Source organism: Paenibacillus sp. UNC451MF, assembly GCF_000686845.1.
GTDB lineage: Bacteria > Bacillota > Bacilli > Paenibacillales > NBRC-103111 > Paenibacillus_S.
On the sequence record NZ_JMLS01000008.1, the window covers coordinates 217,286 to 233,533 of the forward strand.

The window sequence follows — 16,248 nt, forward strand, 5'->3', positions numbered from 1 at the left end:
TTTCGCCGAATGGAAACTCGTAAGGAAGAAGCACAAGCATTGCTGAGTCAATACCACCAAGAACATTTACTTCAATTCTATGATGAATTAAATGATTCATCCAAAGGGAAGCTGCTCGATCAAATTGAACAGCTTGATTTAGAAGCGGTTTGCAAGGTATGGAGACGTATGCCGGACTCCCAGGTGGAATTATTGGATGGCAGACAATTGTCCTCGATTCCTGCTTGCAGCTGGGACGAGTTTACGGATGAAGAGCAAGGGAAGTATGCTGCTGCAGGCTGGGAGTTGCTTCAGCAAGGGAAAGTGGGAGCGATCGTAGTAGCTGGAGGTCATGGCAGCCGATTGGGGCATGAGGGACCGAAAGGCACTTTTAATATTGGTCTGCCTTCAGATAAATCGCTGTTTCAATTGCAGGCGGAGCGACTGATCAACCTGTCGGAAAGAGCAGGCAAGCCTATCGCATGGTATATAATGACTAGCCCAGATAATCACATACAAACAGTTAACTTCTTTGAGGACCATCATTATTTTGGTTATGGACGGGAGCATTGTACATTCTTTCAGCAGGGGATGATGCCGGCTATAGATGAGAGAGGGAAGATTCTTCTCGCAACCAAAGATGAGATTTGCTTAGCTCCCAGCGGTAACGGAGATTGCTTTGCGGCACTTAAACGAACAGGAGCATTGGCGGATATTAAGCGTCGGGGCTTGGAATGGCTGTTCTACTATAATGTGGACAATGCGCTGGTGAAAGTGGCAGACCCTTTGTTTATTGGTGTTGCGGCCTGTCATCCGTACCCGGTGGCAGCCAAAGCTGTAGATAAATCGTATCCCGAGGAGCCTGTGGGAGTATTATGCTATCGTAACGGCCGTCCGGCTGTAGTTGAGTACACGGTGATTCCGGATGAAATCATGTACGAGAAGGATGATCGGGGCCGACTTATGTATCATCTCGGTAATATTTCGATGCAGCTCTTCAGGTTTGACTTCATTGAGAAGGTTGCAGGAGTAGATCTTCCCTTTGCAATGGCACATAAAAAAATCAAATGCATCGATTCTTTTGGTAAGCTTATGGAACCGAATATACCGAACGCTTACAAAATGGAGCAATTTATATTTGATTTCTTTCCACTGTCAGAACAAATTACGGTGCTGAAGGTGAAACGTGAGGAAGAATTTGCCCCTGTGAAAAATAAAGAGGGCGAAGATAGTCCAGCATCCGCCAGAGAGCTTGTACTCTCCCTCCATCATAAATGGCTTCTGGAATCAGGGGTTTCCAAGGAAAGACTGAGCCACCGCCGTATCGAAATATCTCCTTTGGTATCGTATGCGGGAGAAGGATTGACGCCGGACAAAGTAAGAACACTAGGTATTTGAAAAGGCTGCCTTAAGGAACCGATAGAGTGAGCTAATGTCCCACTGTATCTGAACCGAACAGGCAGCCTTTCGTTGTTACTTTCCGCGATGCTTAAGCTTCGCCTTTTGCACTTTCAATGCATATTTACGTTCCTTTAATTCCTCTTGCAGGCGCTTGGAATCGCTCTTACGTTCCAATTTTCGATGTTCATACTCCATACTGATGACCTGCTGTGCGTAGGTGGACGCGCCCTTCTGCTGAACCTCACGCGCGGCAATGCGTGACATCCGTTTCGGATTGATCCGTCGTTGCTCACGTGGCGATGTTTGCAGCGTTTGGGTTGTAGTGCCCAGCAGCCGCTGCATGTCATGATGGATAAAATCGAGAATCTCAGCATCCTTCGGCTCTTTGCCAAAAAAATGCTTGACCGCTCTCAAACGGCCATCGGTTTCCTCTTCAATGACTCCTACCCAGAATTGGAGATGTTCATCAAAAAATACAGTAAGCTTCATCTAAGCTTCCCCCTCTAAATATATTCTAGAGTGGTGGACATCCCGAGGGGGGAAGGCTACTTACACAAGGGCTATACCCTGTGCGCCCGGACTACCAACCGGACCGTGTTTCTACACTCCTAAGTGAAGTATATAGCAATCAATGATGGGCTTACAAGATGGAAGTCCATCTAATTGTTTTAAGTTTGGGTATGAGTATGTGCCTGATCTCCCGCCGTTTGCTGGAGCCGGAACGCTTTGGGCGAAATTCCGTATTTCTCGCGGAACACGCGGTGAAAATAAGAATAGCTTCCGAAGCCGGACGTTTCGGCAATTTGCTCTAACGTCATATCGCTATAGTTCATCCGCTCAATAGATGTAGAGAGACGGATTTCCAAAGTATACTGGATCATGGTTTTGCCGAAGCATTCTTTAAAGAGATGTACGGCACGAGATACGCTAAGTCCAACATGTTGAGCTACATCCTCCACCTTAAAAGGCAGAATCGCATGCTCTTCAATAAAGCTTTTCATCCTTGAAGCCAAAAAGGAGCTTCCGTGCAGTGTGCGCGTTTCAGTGACGGCCCGGTCGATATGCAAGCAAAGCGCGCGGAGCAAATAGTCCGATAGCTCTTTGTTCTCATCTTCTATCCGACGTTTCTCCAGAATGATTTGCCGCCAGAGAGTCAACAGCCTTTCGGTTGATGCGATCCGGACCTTTTGCGGTTTTTTGCTTTTCTTCCACCAGGACTCCAGCCATTCTCCCTTGCACATAATGTAATAATCTCCGCTTGAAATGACCGTTTGACCTAATTTATTCGTATGTTCATCGATCCGCAGGTCGTACACATCCCCGGGCTGGTAGAGCAATAGATCGCCGGTCTCAACCTCTGTCATCGTACCGTTAACCCAAGCCTGACAGAAGCCCTCGGTTTGCAGGCGAATTAAGTAATGCCTCACGCTTTCTTTATGTCCAGTTTGAAATTTTTGCGAATGATAGGAATAGCCGCATGATAGAATTTGAGAGAGCATCATAGGACCCTTTCTTATATTAATAGCAAAATAGTTCATGTTGTAAGCACATCGTTCATAGTCATTATAGGGCATTTGGGATTAAAATGATATCAAATAGATCAATTCCTCTGGAGGATGAGTATATGAAAAGAATGGGTATTGGCGTTCAGCTGTATACAGTTCGCGAAGATTTATCAAAAGATTTCACAGGAACGCTTCGCCATGTGGCTGAGCTTGGATATGAAGGTGTCGAGTTTGCAGGATATGGCGGTATGCCCGCTGAGGAATTGAAGCAGCTGCTCGATGAGCTGAACTTAAAGCCTATCGGAGCGCATGTCAGCTTGCAGAATATGCGCGCAGATTTGGACAAAGAAATCGATTATTTGGTGACAATAGGGGCTCCTTACCTGATCTGCCCTTTTGTGGCTGCCGAGGATCGTGCAGATGCAGAAAGCTGGAAAAACTTATTTGGTTTCCTGGGAGAGGCTGCCCGCAAGGCGAAGGAAAAAGGCTTGAAGTTTGCTTATCATAACCATGCATTCGAGTTCGAAACGAAAATAGAAGGTCAATACGTTTTCGATGCGTTGTATGCTTCCGCACCGGAGGATATTCTGGTAGAGATGGATGCAGGCTGGGTGCAGTATGCTGGCTTGGATACGCTTCAATATATCGCGGATTATGCGGGTAGATTACCACTGCTGCACTTGAAGGATTTCAAAGGCATGATCAATAACCAAATCAATACGGTTGAGCTTGGTCTAGGCGAAATAGAATTGCCGACAGTTATTAATGCCGCTTCCGATGCAGGAGTTGAATGGCTTATCGTCGAGCAGGACCGTTGCCAAAATCCTCCGTTAGAGAGTATTGCCACCAGCTTGAAGTGGCTTCAACAAAATTATTTGAACCAATTTTAAATCATAAGGAGCCGAAAAAGACATGAGTAAATTAAGAGTTGCCGTAGTAGGCTGCGGCGCCATTTCCATAAGAAGACATATTCCAGAATATGAAGCAAACCCGAATGTAGAGCTTGTTGCTTTCGTTGACATCATTAAAGAACGTGCAGACAAATACGCCGAGAAGCATGGGGCTAAGTCTTTTACCGATTACAATGAAATGCTCAAAGAAATTAAACCTGATGCCGTTAGCGTATGTACTCCGAACGTCCTGCATGCTCCAGTCTCTATTGCCGCTGCAAATGCAGGTGCTCACGTATTGGTAGAGAAACCGATGGCTGTAACGGAAGCGGAAGGCTTGGCCATGATCGATGCAGCTCATAAGAACGGGGTTTACCTGATGGTAGGACATAACCAGCGTTTGATGCCTCCTCATATGAAAGCCAAGGAAATCTTGCAAACAGGTAAGCTGGGTAAGGTGCTTACGTTCCGTACTTCGTTCGGCCATCCAGGTCCTGAAGGCTGGAGTGTAGACGGAAGAGAAAGCTGGTTTTTCCGTAAGGAAGAAGCGATTATGGGCGCGATGGGTGACTTGGGCGTACATAAATCCGATCTCATTCGCTGGCTTCTTGAGGATGAGGTTGTTGATGTCGCTGCTTTCGTTAACACACTTCATAAAGAAGGTACGGATGTGGATGATAACGCTACCTGCGTGCTCCGGATGAAGAGTGGGACGATTGGTACGCTTGTTGCCAGCTGGACTTACTATAAAGGCGGGGATAACAGCACGATTCTCTGGTGCGAGAACGGCGTGATGAAAATAGGTACGGATTCAGACGATCAAGTGATTGTAGAGCTCCGTAACGGCTCCGTTGAGAAATATAAGGTTGGGGCAATGGCCACCAATGAAAAGCAAACAACGAGTGGAGTCATCGATGAATTTGTTCGCTGCGTGACGACGAATACACCTCCTAGCATCTCTGGGGAAGAAGGATTGAAGTCGTTAAATGTGATTCTGGCGGCTTTTGCATCGCAAGATACGAAGCAAGTCATTAGTCTTTAATTTTATGAAAAGCAAACGAGTCCTAGGCTGCATCCGCGGCGGAGGGCTCGTTTTTTGTTCCCAAAACCACGGTAAGGATGCCATCTCTTCACAACAATGCCACAAGAAGTTTTATCATTTAAGGTCTGAGGAGTGTATAATAAGCTCAAGCAGGTTAACAGGCCTGTTTTAATTAACCACGGGTAAAATAATGAACTAATGCAAATGAAAGCGGTTAAGGGGGAAACGGCATGCAGTGCGGTAAAGTCGGTGTTATCGGTGCCGGAACGATGGGCCAAGGCATCGCTGAGATGCTGGCAGCACAAGGAATGGACGTACTTTTAGTCGATCGTACGTTGGAGAAACTGGAGCAAGCGTTAGAGCAGATTGAACTTAGTCTCGACAAGCAGCTGGAGAAATGGGCTATTACTACTGCTGAGAAAAAGCTTATTTTATCCAGAATTCATAAAGATACCGTTATGTATAGTCTTGCGGATTGCAATCTGGTAATCGAATCGATTAGCGAAGACCTGGATCAGAAAAAGCAGCTGTTTCAAAGATTGGATGAGATTTGTCCAGCAACGACCATTTTGGCTAGCAACACATCAACATTAAGCTTGACCGAGATTGCAGCAGTAACTAGACGACCGGATCGAGTTATTGGTATTCATTTTCTACACCCTGTATCAAAAATCCGTTTGGTGGAGATTATTAGAGGATTAAAAACTTCGGAGGATACGTTTACTTTTACGAAACTTTTCGTTGAAAATACAATACAAAGAACGGGGATTCAGGTTTACGAATCGCCTGGTTTTGTCACGACTCGGCTGATCTGCGTTCTGATTAACGAAGCGATGCATACGCTCTCAGAACGTGTTGCAAGTGCGGAGGATATCGATACGGCAATGCGTATGGGATATGATTTTCACTATGGCCCTCTGGAAACGGCAGATCGAATGGGGTTGGACGCGCTTTTGATCGCTATGGAAAGAATGTTCCGTGAGTTCGGCGACGTGAAGTACCGTCCTGCAGTGCTATTGAAGCAAATGGTTCGTGCAGGTCAGCTTGGCGCGAAAACTGGACAGGGCTTTTTCCGCTATGATAAGGATGGTGACCGACTGTGAAAGTGCTCGTCATAAATGCAGGAAGCTCTTCTCTGAAATTTCAGCTTTACAATATGGATAATGAATCGGTTTTGGCAAAAGGTAAGGTTGAGCGCATTGGAATGGATTCCGCGATTGTCTGCTATGAGCCTGCTAACAGCTCGGAAGTACGAGAGGTTGCAGAGATCCTGGAGCATACGACAGCCATTCGTAAAGTGTTGGAAATGCTAGTGCACCCCAAGTATGGAGTTCTTGAATCCATTCAGGAGATTGAAGCTGTAGGCCACAGGGTTGTCCATGGTGGAGAAACATTCACTGGATCGGTTATTGTAGATGAAGACGTGAAACGCGAGATTAGAACATTATTTGATCTTGCACCGCTGCATAACCCGGCTCATATGTTGGGAATCAACGCAGTGGAAGCCAATATGCCCGATGTAACTCAGGTTGTTGCCTTCGATACTGCATTCCATCAGACGATGCCGCAAGGATCTTACTTATATCCAATTCCTATGGTGCTTTACAAAAAGCACAAGATCCGCAGATACGGCTTTCACGGCATTTCCCATGCCTATGTGAGCGAAAGAGCGGCCGCACTGCTGCAGAAGCCATTGGAGCAAATCAAGCTGATCTCGTGCCATATCGGCAATGGAGCAAGCTGCACAGCCGTGCTGAACGGCCAATCGTTTGATACAAGCATGGGCTTGACACCCCTTGAAGGTTTAATGATGGGGACACGAAGTGGGGACATCGATCCAGCCATCGTGCCTTTTGCAATGGGGAAAGAGGATTTGACGTTAAGCGAAGTCAATTCAATGCTTAATAAACATAGCGGACTTATGGCAATCTCGGGTATTAGCAGCGATATGAGGGAAATACTGGAGGCTATGGAGGAGGGTGACCGAAGCGCCACGCTTGCCTTCGAAATGTATGAGTACCGTCTGAGAAAATATATCGGTTCTTATGCAGCTGCGATGAACGGGGTAGATGCATTGGTATTCACAGCGGGGGTCGGAGAAAATTCCGCCGCACTGCGTCAGGCGGTGTGCCGCAATTTGACATATCTTGGGCTTGAACTGGATGAAAGGGCGAATGCTCAGCGTTCTAACGAGGATCGGGTCATTTCAACTGAGCTATCCCAGGTACAGGTTCTTGTCATTCCGACTAATGAGGAATTAGTTATAGCCCGTGATACACATCAACTCCTATTGAATCGCAGAAATGTAGTATAATAGTTGTGACTCTCATATAGGAAGGATGATCCATTTAATGAGCCGTAATTTATCCATGATTCGCGATGTCGATCAACATAAAGATCAAGCTGTGACGATCGGCTGCTGGCTGCATAATAAGCGTTCAAGCGGAAAAATTCAATTTTTGCAGCTGCGTGACGGCTCTGGGTTTATTCAGGCGGTAGTCGTGAAGAGCGATGTACCGAACGAAGTCTGGGATGCCGCAGGTAAGCTTACTCAGGAAAGCTCGCTATATGTGACCGGAACGGTGCGGGAAGATACACGCAGCAAAAGCGGATATGAGCTGACGGTGACTGGCATTGAGATTATTCAGGTTTCTAGCGATTACCCAATAACGCCCAAAGAGCATGGTGTCGATTATTTAATGGATCACCGTCATTTATGGATACGCTCGCCGCGGCAGCGGGCGATTCTCGTCATACGTGCACAAATCATAAGAGCGATTCAACAATTTTTCGATGAACGGGGCTTTCATCTGGTCGATCCTCCGATTTTGACGCCGTCGTCATGCGAAGGGACAACGAACCTGTTTCACACGAAATATTTTGATGAAGACGCCTTTTTGACACAAAGCGGACAGCTCTATATGGAAGCGGCCGCGATGGCTCTAGGACGTGTTTATTCTTTCGGGCCGACGTTTCGTGCAGAGAAGTCAAAGACTAGACGTCATTTGATTGAATTCTGGATGATTGAGCCTGAAATGGCCTTCATCACGCATGAAGAAAATCTGGAAGTACAGGAGCAGTTCGTTTCGCATATTATACAATCCGTTTTGGACAATTGCGGCAAGGAACTGGAAGTACTGGAGCGTGACACGACCAAGCTTAAGAACATTCAAGCTCCGTTTCCACGGATTACATATGACGAAGCGATCAGCTTTCTGCAGGCGAACGGGCACGAAATCGAATGGGGCGAAGACTTCGGTGCTCCGCACGAAACGGCGATTGCCGAGAAGTACGATAAGCCGGTGTTCATCACCCACTACCCGACGGAGATTAAAGCGTTCTACATGAAACCGGATCCGAATCGACCGGAGGTTGTTCTGTGTGCGGACATGATTGCTCCTGAAGGCTATGGTGAAATTATCGGGGGCAGCCAGCGGATTGACGATCCAGAGCTGATGGAGGAGCGTTTCACGGAGCACGAACTATCCAGAGAAGCCTATCAATGGTATCTCGATTTGCGTAAATACGGTACAGTGCCTCACTCAGGCTTTGGCCTCGGCTTAGAGCGCACGGTTGCCTGGATTTGCGGCTTGGATCATGTACGGGAGACTATTCCTTTTCCAAGGCTGTTGTACCGCTTGTACCCTTAAGCTTTTTGATTAATAAGTGAAATCAGTTCGGAGAACGGTTAAGTGTTTTTTTGCATGGAGAGGTGATCGGATGAAACAGCAAAGCAAGGAAAACAGTGAGCTGCTGGCCGCGTTTGTGGCCGGTTGGCGTGAAGGCAGCGTAGGGGTTCCCTATTTGTTGTTGAAGCATTACCATCAATGGAAGCTGTCAGAAGTTGAAGTCATGCTGATGATTCATGTGATGGCTTTTATGGAGAAGGAACGCAAGGATTTTCCGACGCTTGAGGAACTGCAGGCTCGTATGACGGTTCCAGGTGAGAAAGTCATTGCTGCACTGCAAAAGCTGTTGAAAGAAGGGCTGTTATCTATCGATGACAGTGTGGATCCGGTAAGCGGCATTCAGTTCGAAAAATATAACTTTAATCCTCTACTAGAGCGGCTCGCAAGCTGCTGGTATGAGGAAATGCAGAAGAGTAAGAAGTCGTCGGAGCCGGTTGTACGCAAAGATATATTTTCCATCTTCGAAAAAGAGTTCGGGCGTCCTTTGACCCCTATGGAGCTGGAATCCATCACGGGGTGGCTCGACAAGGATTCTTACCCGGAGGAATTGATTCTCGCAGGGCTCAAGGAAGCAGTATTTGCTGGGAAAGTTCACTTTCGATACATTGATCGGATATTGCTCGAATGGAGCCGTAATAGGATAACAACAGTAGAGCAGGCGAAGGAGCATTCACAGAAGTTCCGCTCGATGCGCTAGATCATTGTGACGGCTTATGGACTTATGTCCGTAGCTGGAACATAACAAAAAAACTTTCTGGACCAGAGTCCGGAAAGTTTTTTTTCGTCTGCCGCGATTATTTCTGGCTAATAACCAGTGTATCGGCTTCGGTTGTCACTTCAGCTTTTAAAATTTGATCGAAAAAGGCGGTTGGAACATACAAAGATCCTTGATCATTGATAAAAGGCGCGGCGCCTAAAGAAATGGGTGCCATTTTATTGTAGGTATATTGATCCGTCCCGACTGTAACTGCTGTCCATTGAGCGCCTCTCGACACTTCAGCTTGCTGCTTGTCAGCATTCCATTTCAGCGTATATCCCAAGCTTTCTGCAACGGTGCGCAGTGGAGCAAAGGTAGCTCCATCCTTATTCGTCAGCAGTGGAATTTCTTGGTCATTAACGATCAGCTTAGTTGGCTTGGTCGCGTTCGGGCTTGTGCTATCGCTTGGAAGAGCGATACGGAACTCTGGCGACCCGGAAGAATAAGGAGCAATCTCGTATTGACCGAACACAATAACGGCGTCACTTTTCTCGATATAGAACGACTGGGTATCAGAGATACCTTTAAATCCATCCTGAAAATATTTTTCAGGTGTTTTAGCAATTTCCGCTTGTATTTGCTTGTTGATCAATTCTTTGTATTGGTCTCCGAACAAGGAGCTTAATTCGATTTTTTCGGCTTGCTCGTTATTTAACACATTATAATTATCGATTCTAGTCATACCGTGTGCGCCACCAGTAAAGGTGTAAGTGGTCATTTGGATGGACAGTCGATTATTATTGCTGCTGCCTCCGTCCGATTTCAGCTCATATTTGATGAACAACTCATAAGGCCTAACCTCAAATCCGGCTTGCTTCGCTTGCTCAGCATCTTTTTTAGCTTGTTCCTTCATGCTTGCCAAGTCTTTGTCGGCATGGCTAGCAATCAGGTCGTTAAGCTCAGCTTGATACTTAGTATCCTTCATTCCGCTGATGATTGGTATGTTCATATCGACCTTAAGTTGATCGGTTTGCTCCTGTACCGGTGTGGAGGTCACCTTAACGGAATCTTTGCTCGAAGCTGCTTGCGATATAGTGATAGGGAATTCAGGGCTGCCTGCGGCGTATGGAGCGATCTCATACTCGCTAAATACAATGACCGCTTTTCCATTTTCAATAAAAAATGTTTGGTCATCACTAATGCCTTTGAAATCGTCCGGGAAATAATTTTCCGGTGCTTTAGCAATTTCCGCTTTGATTTGTGAGTTAATCACATCTTTGTAATTTTCGCCGAACAAGCTGTTCAGTGTAATGGCAGCTGCTTGATCACGATCGGCTACGTTGTAAGTATCGATACGCGTCATACCGTGCGCCCCACCAGTATAGATGTAGGAGTATACTTTAATGGAGAGTGTATTGTTCGCGTTGGTTTTAACCTCGTATTTCATATCTAGCGAATAGGGTCTAAACTCGTACCCGTGTTGTTTCGCGTCCTCAGCGCCTTCTTTAGCTTGTGTTTTCAATGATTCCAAGTCTTTAGCAGTTGTTTCTGCGATCTGATTATTTAGCTTGGTTTGATAAGCAGTATCTTTCAAGCCGCTGATAACCGGAAAGCTTATTTTAGTGGTTATTTCATCGGTTTGTTCTTGCTCTGTTGTAGCTGTAACTTGAATATTGGAGTTCGCTATAGGTGCAGAAATGGGTACGGCGGTTACGGTACCGGAGACAGGGACTGGTGTTACAGCAGCAGCTGCCAAAGAACTGTTTGCGTAAGAAGCAAACAAATAACATCCTGCGATACCTAGCGTCAATAATTTAAAGGGTGTTTTCATAGTAAGTACCTCCTGTGGCTGATCATGTTTAATGTAAATCTTATTGCTATTATAGCTAACCTGAATTTTCCTTTGGTTACGGAGAAGTTACAATTCTCGCAAAGTGTATGGAACGGTTCATATAGAGAATAAGCGAGAGTTCATAATAAACCTATATTACACCATTCCTAATGTGGCGAAACCATTTAATAAACCCTAGTATTCATGCGAACGCTGCCAAAATAAAGCGATTTGATCTTCTATTTAAGTTAATACGAACTTTTTTGATGACAAATTGTAACTTTTTCATCGTTTCTTTCGTCTATAATTTGGAAGTACTGGTTTTGATAGATACATAGAATGATTGTTGAGAACAGGTAGGAGGGTCGCAATGCTTGGTTGGCTTCGCCAAAAAAACAAAATTCAACCTGAGGATGCTAATGGGGAAGCGGGAGCTCAGCAGCCCATGGATCTGTCGCCCGAATTGGCGGCTGAATCCTTGGAAGTTTCAGCCGCCGCAGTGGAGCCGGTAGATTACAGCACCCCCTTGCTTACGGTTCAAGGCGTTGAAAGATCATTTCCGGTTGGGGGCCAGCAGCTGCATGTGCTGAAGGGAATTCACATGTCTCTTTATCATAGGCAGCTCGTCATGTTAAAAGGGCGCTCAGGTTCAGGTAAAACGACGCTGCTGAACTTGATAGGGGGACTGGATCAGCCTAACAAGGGGGAAATTGTGTTTAAAGACCATCCTTTTCATTTGTGCAGCGATGATCAGCGTACACAAATAAGGCGCAAAGAAATAGGATTTATTTTCCAGTCGTTTGCATTAATGCCGCTGTTGTCCGCCTGGGAGAATGTGGAGCTGGCACTTAGAATGGCTGATGTTCCACGCTCCGAATGGAAGCAGCGTGCAGCTCACTGCTTGGAGCTTGTCGGATTGACCAAACGGATGCATCATAGGCCCTTCGAGCTCTCTGGTGGAGAGCAGCAGCGTGTTGCAATTGCTAAAGCCATTGCCCATAGGCCTAGTCTGCTGCTAGCCGACGAGCCGACTGCAGAGCTTGATTCACAGATGGGGGCTCAGGTCATGGCGGTTTTCCGGGAAATTATCAATACCGAGAAAGTGACCATATGTATGACAACACATGATCCAACAATTATGGAGGTTGCCGACCATGTATTTGAAATGGTGGATGGGAAATTTATTAACTCATAAGAGAAAGGCCAAACCACTGCTAGCAGTTTGTATGGCAGCTGTTTTAACCGTAAGCTCCGGCTGCTCGCTCTTGCCAAAGGAGGCGGAAGAAGAGACGCTTCCTACGATTACTCCTCCAAAGCTCTCCAAGAAACCGGAGTACGTTGTAAAGACGGAAACATTGGAGACTAAGGTGCGTGGTTCCGGCAAGCTGATGGGGACAAAGGAAGAGGATTTATACTTTACCGATGAAGACAGCCGAAGAATCAAGGCCATCTATGTGAAGAGCGGAGACAAGGTCGAGCAGGGTCAGGTGATTGCAGAGCTTGACGTTACCGAGCAGGAAAGTCAGCTCAAGCAAAAGCGTCTGCAGACTCGAAGAGATGAGCTGACGATGATAGAGACCTTGCGTAAAGCCGATGAGATGAGTGCCGAGGATCTGGAGAAAGCTAAAATCGATTTTGAGCTAAAGCGCGAAGATTTGAACAAGCTGGAAAGCACTATCGCAAAGGCGAAGCTGACAGCTCCATACTCGGGGACGATTGTGTCTGTGTATGTGCAAAAAGGTGATACGGCCAAAGCTTACGATGCCATTGCAACCATTGCAGATTTATCACAATTAGCGGTGGTAGCCAGTCTGAACAATGAGGATTTGAAAAAGGTTGCTGTCGGTATGGAGGCAGTAGTCGATATTAACTCCGCCGGTCAGCATAAAGGCAAAGTCATTCAATTGCCTAACCCTAGTGCCGATACGAATAATGGCAATAACAATAACGGCAATTTTGGAGGCATGAACGGGAATAATCAGCAGAAGAAGCCGGACTCCATCGATAATTATATGGTAGTCGAGCTAGATCCGTTTCCGCAAGGCTTGAACCGAGGTACGTTCCTCAGTGTATCCGTCATAACTTCTCGTAAGGAGAAGGCTGTGACCATACCATTAGCTACTCTTAGGTCCTATTCCGGGCGCAATTATGTTCAAGTGGTCGATGATCAAGGGAACAAAAAGGAAGTGGATGTCGAGATCGGCCAGCAAACCTCAACGGATGTGGAGATCCTTAAAGGACTTACGCCGGGGCAGAAAGTAGTGGGCCGCTAATGTCAATGCCGATGCTGCGTTTTTTGTTCCGTAAAATGTGGAATACGCGCTGGTTGACGCTAAGCTCTCTGGTCGGGCTGATCATGGCTGTGGCTTTCACAACGAGCATTCCGATGTATTCCGACGGGTCGTTAAAGCGGGTCGTCAGCAAATCGTTAGAGGAAAAAAGCGGCGGTTTGCCTGCAGGCTCCGTATTAATAAGATATCAGGCGACCGGATCGGATCGCGCTGAGCTTGACGCATTAAAGGATGCAGACCAATACATAACGAACGATATTCCTAAAGATATCGATTTTCCATATCAAGCCTATGTCAGAAGCTATTCAATCCGAGCCTCACAGCTGTCGCCAGAGGATCCAAAGAAGGTTGATCCAAGTAAGAAACGTCAGATGTCGATTCTGTCGCAAAACGCTTTGAAGGATCAAGCGGAGATTAAGCAGGGGCAATGGTTTAGCGATCAAGTGCAGGGCGGTGTCGTAGAAGCTGTCATTCTGGAAGAATCTATGTACCGTAACGACATTCATGTCGGAGACGTGTTCAATTATCCTATTAGCGGTGGGTTAGGCATTGCACCCATAAGAGTAAAGGTCGTCGGAACGATAGCTCCGAAGAATGATCAGGATCCTTACTGGTTTCAAGGTATGGAAGGGGTCATGAACTCCTTCTTTATGAGCGAAGCGGGTTTTGAGAATTACATACTGAAGGATAAGAAAATACCGCTTAACCTCGCGAACTGGTATTATGCCTTTGACCTGAAAAATATTCAAACGAGTCAGTTGTCGCCTTTGGAATCGAAGCTGGAGCGTCTGGATATCATCTTGTATCAAAAGTTAAAAAACACGCGTGTGGACTTATCGTTTATTCCAATTTTACAGGAATTTAAAACGCAAAGCCTGCAGCTGCAAATTTTGTTGTTTACTTTGGCTGCGCCTATGATTGCGATGGTGTTCTATTATATCGTCATGAATTCAAGGCAGTCACTGGATCGGCAGCGCAGCGTTATAGCGGTTTTGCGAAGTAGAGGCGGAAGCACGAAGCAAATAATCGGGATTTATGTGCTGGAAGGCCTGTTGCTTGGTTTGATTGCTATGGTCCTTGGACCAATGCTTGGATGGTTTATGGCCAAAAGTATTGGATCTTCCAGCGGTTTTCTAGCATTTGTGGACCGTAAATCGGTTCCCGTAGGCGTTTCTCAAGAAGCGCTTTTATATGGGGCAGCAGCTGTGCTCATCGCACTGCTAGCCAGCGTGATTCCGGCGATTGTCTACGCCAAAGCATCTATCGTAAGCTACAAGCAAAAGCTGGCGCGCTCAGACCGCTCGCCATTTTGGCAAAAATGGTTTCTCGATGTTCTGCTCATCGGTGTAGTAGCATACGGCTATTATTTATTCGATCAAAGACAAGTATTATCTGTGCAAACGGGCTTAACCACGGATCAGCTGCAAGTGCATCCGCTGCTCTTTTTCGTACCGGCATTGTCTATCATTGCTCTTGGTTTGTTCTTTTTGCGTATTTTTCCGTGGCTGCTCAGGTTATGGAGCTGGATTGGCAAACGTTTTTTGCCGGTACCCGTATATTTAACGCTTACTCAATTGTCGCGTTCCGCACAATCCTACTATCCTCTGATGCTGCTGTTGATTCTTACGTTGGGCTTAGGGGTATACAACTCGTCGGCCGCAAGAACAATAGACCTGAACTCGACGGATCGTATTCTTTACAATTATGGAACGGATGTGGTTCTTCAGGCTGTGTGGGATGGCGTCTCGGACGAATTGCCACAGGATCAATCCAACGGACAGAACAATGGAAACAATGGTAACAACGGGAATAATGGTGGAAATGGAAACTCAGGTAGTAATCAAGGAAACGGTAGCGGGGGGGCAAACGGAGGCGGCGCCGGAGGTGCCGGGGGCAATGGAATGGAAGAACCGCCACCCAAGCTTCGTTATATAGAACCGCCTTTCGTAGTCTTTCAACAGCTTGAAGGAGTCGAGCATGCTGCGCGTGTTTTGAGAACCAAAGGGAATGTCGTTATGTCCGGTAAATCCTTGGGTCAGGGCATGCTGATGGGGATCGATAATGTAGATTTCTCCAAGGTGTTCTGGTACAGGAATGACTTGTTCAAAGTTCATCCAAATCTTTATTTGAACTTACTTGGAACCTACGAGCAGTCGGTTATTATCCCGACCTCCTTTGCTGAGAAGCATCATATTAAGGAAGGGGATATCATCAGTATCTCCATCCAACAGCAGCAAGTTGAATTTGTAGTAGTTGCCACAGTGCCTTACTGGCCGAGTCAATATCCTGATCAAATGCCATTCTTCATTGCAAACCTAGATTATATTTATGATCAGGCGCCGGTCACTCCTTATGAGGTTTGGCTGAAGATGAAGGAGGGGGCGAAAGTGGCTCCACTGATGGAGGAGCTTAGCAAGAAACAAATCCCAATTGCCAGTGTGAAAGATGTGCGCAACGAATTAATCGTTCAGAAGAAGCATCCGGCTCGCGGTGGGGTATTCGGTATACTGAGCCTTGGCTTTCTTGTATCGGTATTTGTATCGCTGATCGGCTACATACTCTACTGGTTCTTCAACTTGTCGAGTCGGGTCGTGCAGTTCGGCGTCTTGCGCGCGATGGGGCTTTCACGTCGTCAGTTGACAGGCATGCTGCTGCTTGAACAGGGCTTTACCGCAGGGCTATCCATAGCTCTGGGCATTGGAATAGGCAAGCTGACCAGCTACTTGTTCCTGCCTTTCCTGCAGACGGCAGAAAATGTGAAGATGCAGGTGCCGCCATTCCGGGTCGTATTCAATGCGCGAGATACAGATCAGCTGTATATTGTCGTAGCATTCATGATGCTGACTGGAGCAGGGCTGCTGTTCCTGCATATCCGCAGATTGAGGGTTCATCAGGCCGTCAAGCTCGGAGAGGAGAAATAACG

General features: G+C 46.5%; 13 protein-coding genes. 10 read left to right on the forward strand and 3 right to left on the reverse strand.

Annotated features, from left to right (window positions below):
- Nucleotides 1-9: 9 nt before the first annotated feature.
- On the forward strand, nt 10-1,377 hold the full coding sequence (locus tag BP97_RS0112060) for a UTP--glucose-1-phosphate uridylyltransferase (RefSeq protein ID WP_051620524.1): 1,368 nt from the start codon (nt 10-12) through the stop codon (nt 1,375-1,377).
- A gap of 75 nt (nt 1,378-1,452) precedes the next feature.
- Here BP97_RS0112060 and BP97_RS0112065 read toward each other — a convergent pair whose 3' ends face one another.
- Both BP97_RS0112065 and BP97_RS0112070 read right to left on the reverse strand, forming a co-directional pair.
- Entirely contained in the window at nt 1,453-1,869 is a 417-nt protein-coding gene (locus BP97_RS0112065) for a YjdF family protein (protein ID WP_028549334.1), read from the reverse strand.
- 179 nt (nt 1,870-2,048) lie between these two features.
- Nucleotides 2,049-2,954, reverse strand: coding sequence for a helix-turn-helix domain-containing protein (locus BP97_RS0112070; protein ID WP_331281307.1), 906 nt, complete (start codon nt 2,952-2,954; stop codon nt 2,049-2,051).
- Nucleotides 2,955-3,004: 50 nt separating this feature from the next.
- Here BP97_RS0112070 and BP97_RS0112075 point away from each other — a divergent pair, with 50 nt between their 5' ends.
- The 6 genes from BP97_RS0112075 to BP97_RS0112100 all read left to right on the forward strand — a co-directional run bounded on the left by BP97_RS0112075 (nt 3,005) and on the right by BP97_RS0112100 (nt 9,203).
- Nucleotides 3,005-3,775, forward strand: a complete 771-nt coding sequence (locus BP97_RS0112075) for a sugar phosphate isomerase/epimerase family protein (RefSeq protein WP_028549336.1) — start codon at nt 3,005-3,007, stop codon at nt 3,773-3,775.
- A gap of 22 nt (nt 3,776-3,797) precedes the next feature.
- Nucleotides 3,798-4,817 (forward strand): Gfo/Idh/MocA family protein, encoded by a 1,020-nt coding sequence (locus tag BP97_RS0112080; protein ID WP_028549337.1) that lies wholly within the window; start codon nt 3,798-3,800, stop codon nt 4,815-4,817.
- A 230-nt stretch (nt 4,818-5,047) separates the two neighbouring features.
- Nucleotides 5,048-5,920 carry a 3-hydroxyacyl-CoA dehydrogenase family protein gene (locus tag BP97_RS0112085; RefSeq protein WP_028549338.1) on the forward strand — a complete coding sequence of 291 codons (873 nt, stop codon included), beginning with the start codon at nt 5,048-5,050 and terminating at the stop codon, nt 5,918-5,920.
- On the forward strand, nt 5,917-7,131 hold the full coding sequence (locus BP97_RS0112090) for an acetate/propionate family kinase (RefSeq protein WP_028549339.1): 1,215 nt from the start codon (nt 5,917-5,919) through the stop codon (nt 7,129-7,131). The genes BP97_RS0112085 and BP97_RS0112090 overlap by 4 nt, the downstream gene beginning before the upstream one ends.
- 37 nt (nt 7,132-7,168) lie before the next feature.
- Nucleotides 7,169-8,467 carry an asparagine--tRNA ligase gene (gene asnS / locus BP97_RS0112095; protein WP_028549340.1) on the forward strand — a complete coding sequence of 433 codons (1,299 nt, stop codon included), beginning with the start codon at nt 7,169-7,171 and terminating at the stop codon, nt 8,465-8,467.
- A 70-nt stretch (nt 8,468-8,537) separates the two neighbouring features.
- Nucleotides 8,538-9,203, forward strand: coding sequence for a DnaD domain-containing protein (locus BP97_RS0112100; protein ID WP_028549341.1), 666 nt, complete (start codon nt 8,538-8,540; stop codon nt 9,201-9,203).
- A gap of 97 nt (nt 9,204-9,300) precedes the next feature.
- Here the strand turns inward: BP97_RS0112100 and BP97_RS38795 are convergent, their stop codons facing one another.
- Nucleotides 9,301-11,034: a PdaC/SigV domain-containing protein gene (locus tag BP97_RS38795; RefSeq protein ID WP_051620525.1), complete on the reverse strand. Its 1,734-nt coding sequence runs from the start codon at nt 11,032-11,034 to the stop codon at nt 9,301-9,303.
- Between the two features lie 370 nt (nt 11,035-11,404).
- On the opposite strand from BP97_RS38795, the gene BP97_RS0112115 reads away from it, so the two are divergent.
- From BP97_RS0112115 to BP97_RS0112125, 3 genes are read left to right on the forward strand one after another with little or no spacing between them, the layout of a single operon-like run.
- The gene (locus tag BP97_RS0112115) at nt 11,405-12,229 is read left to right on the forward strand and encodes an ABC transporter ATP-binding protein (protein ID WP_081824076.1); all 825 of its coding nucleotides are present in this window, start codon (nt 11,405-11,407) and stop codon (nt 12,227-12,229) included.
- Entirely contained in the window at nt 12,189-13,307 is a 1,119-nt protein-coding gene (locus tag BP97_RS0112120; protein ID WP_028549343.1) for an efflux RND transporter periplasmic adaptor subunit, read from the forward strand. Before BP97_RS0112115 ends, BP97_RS0112120 begins: the two co-directional genes overlap by 41 nt.
- Nucleotides 13,308-13,312: 5 nt before the next feature.
- Nucleotides 13,313-16,246, forward strand: a complete 2,934-nt coding sequence (locus tag BP97_RS0112125; RefSeq protein ID WP_028549344.1) for an ABC transporter permease — start codon at nt 13,313-13,315, stop codon at nt 16,244-16,246.
- Nucleotides 16,247-16,248: the final 2 nt, after the last annotated feature.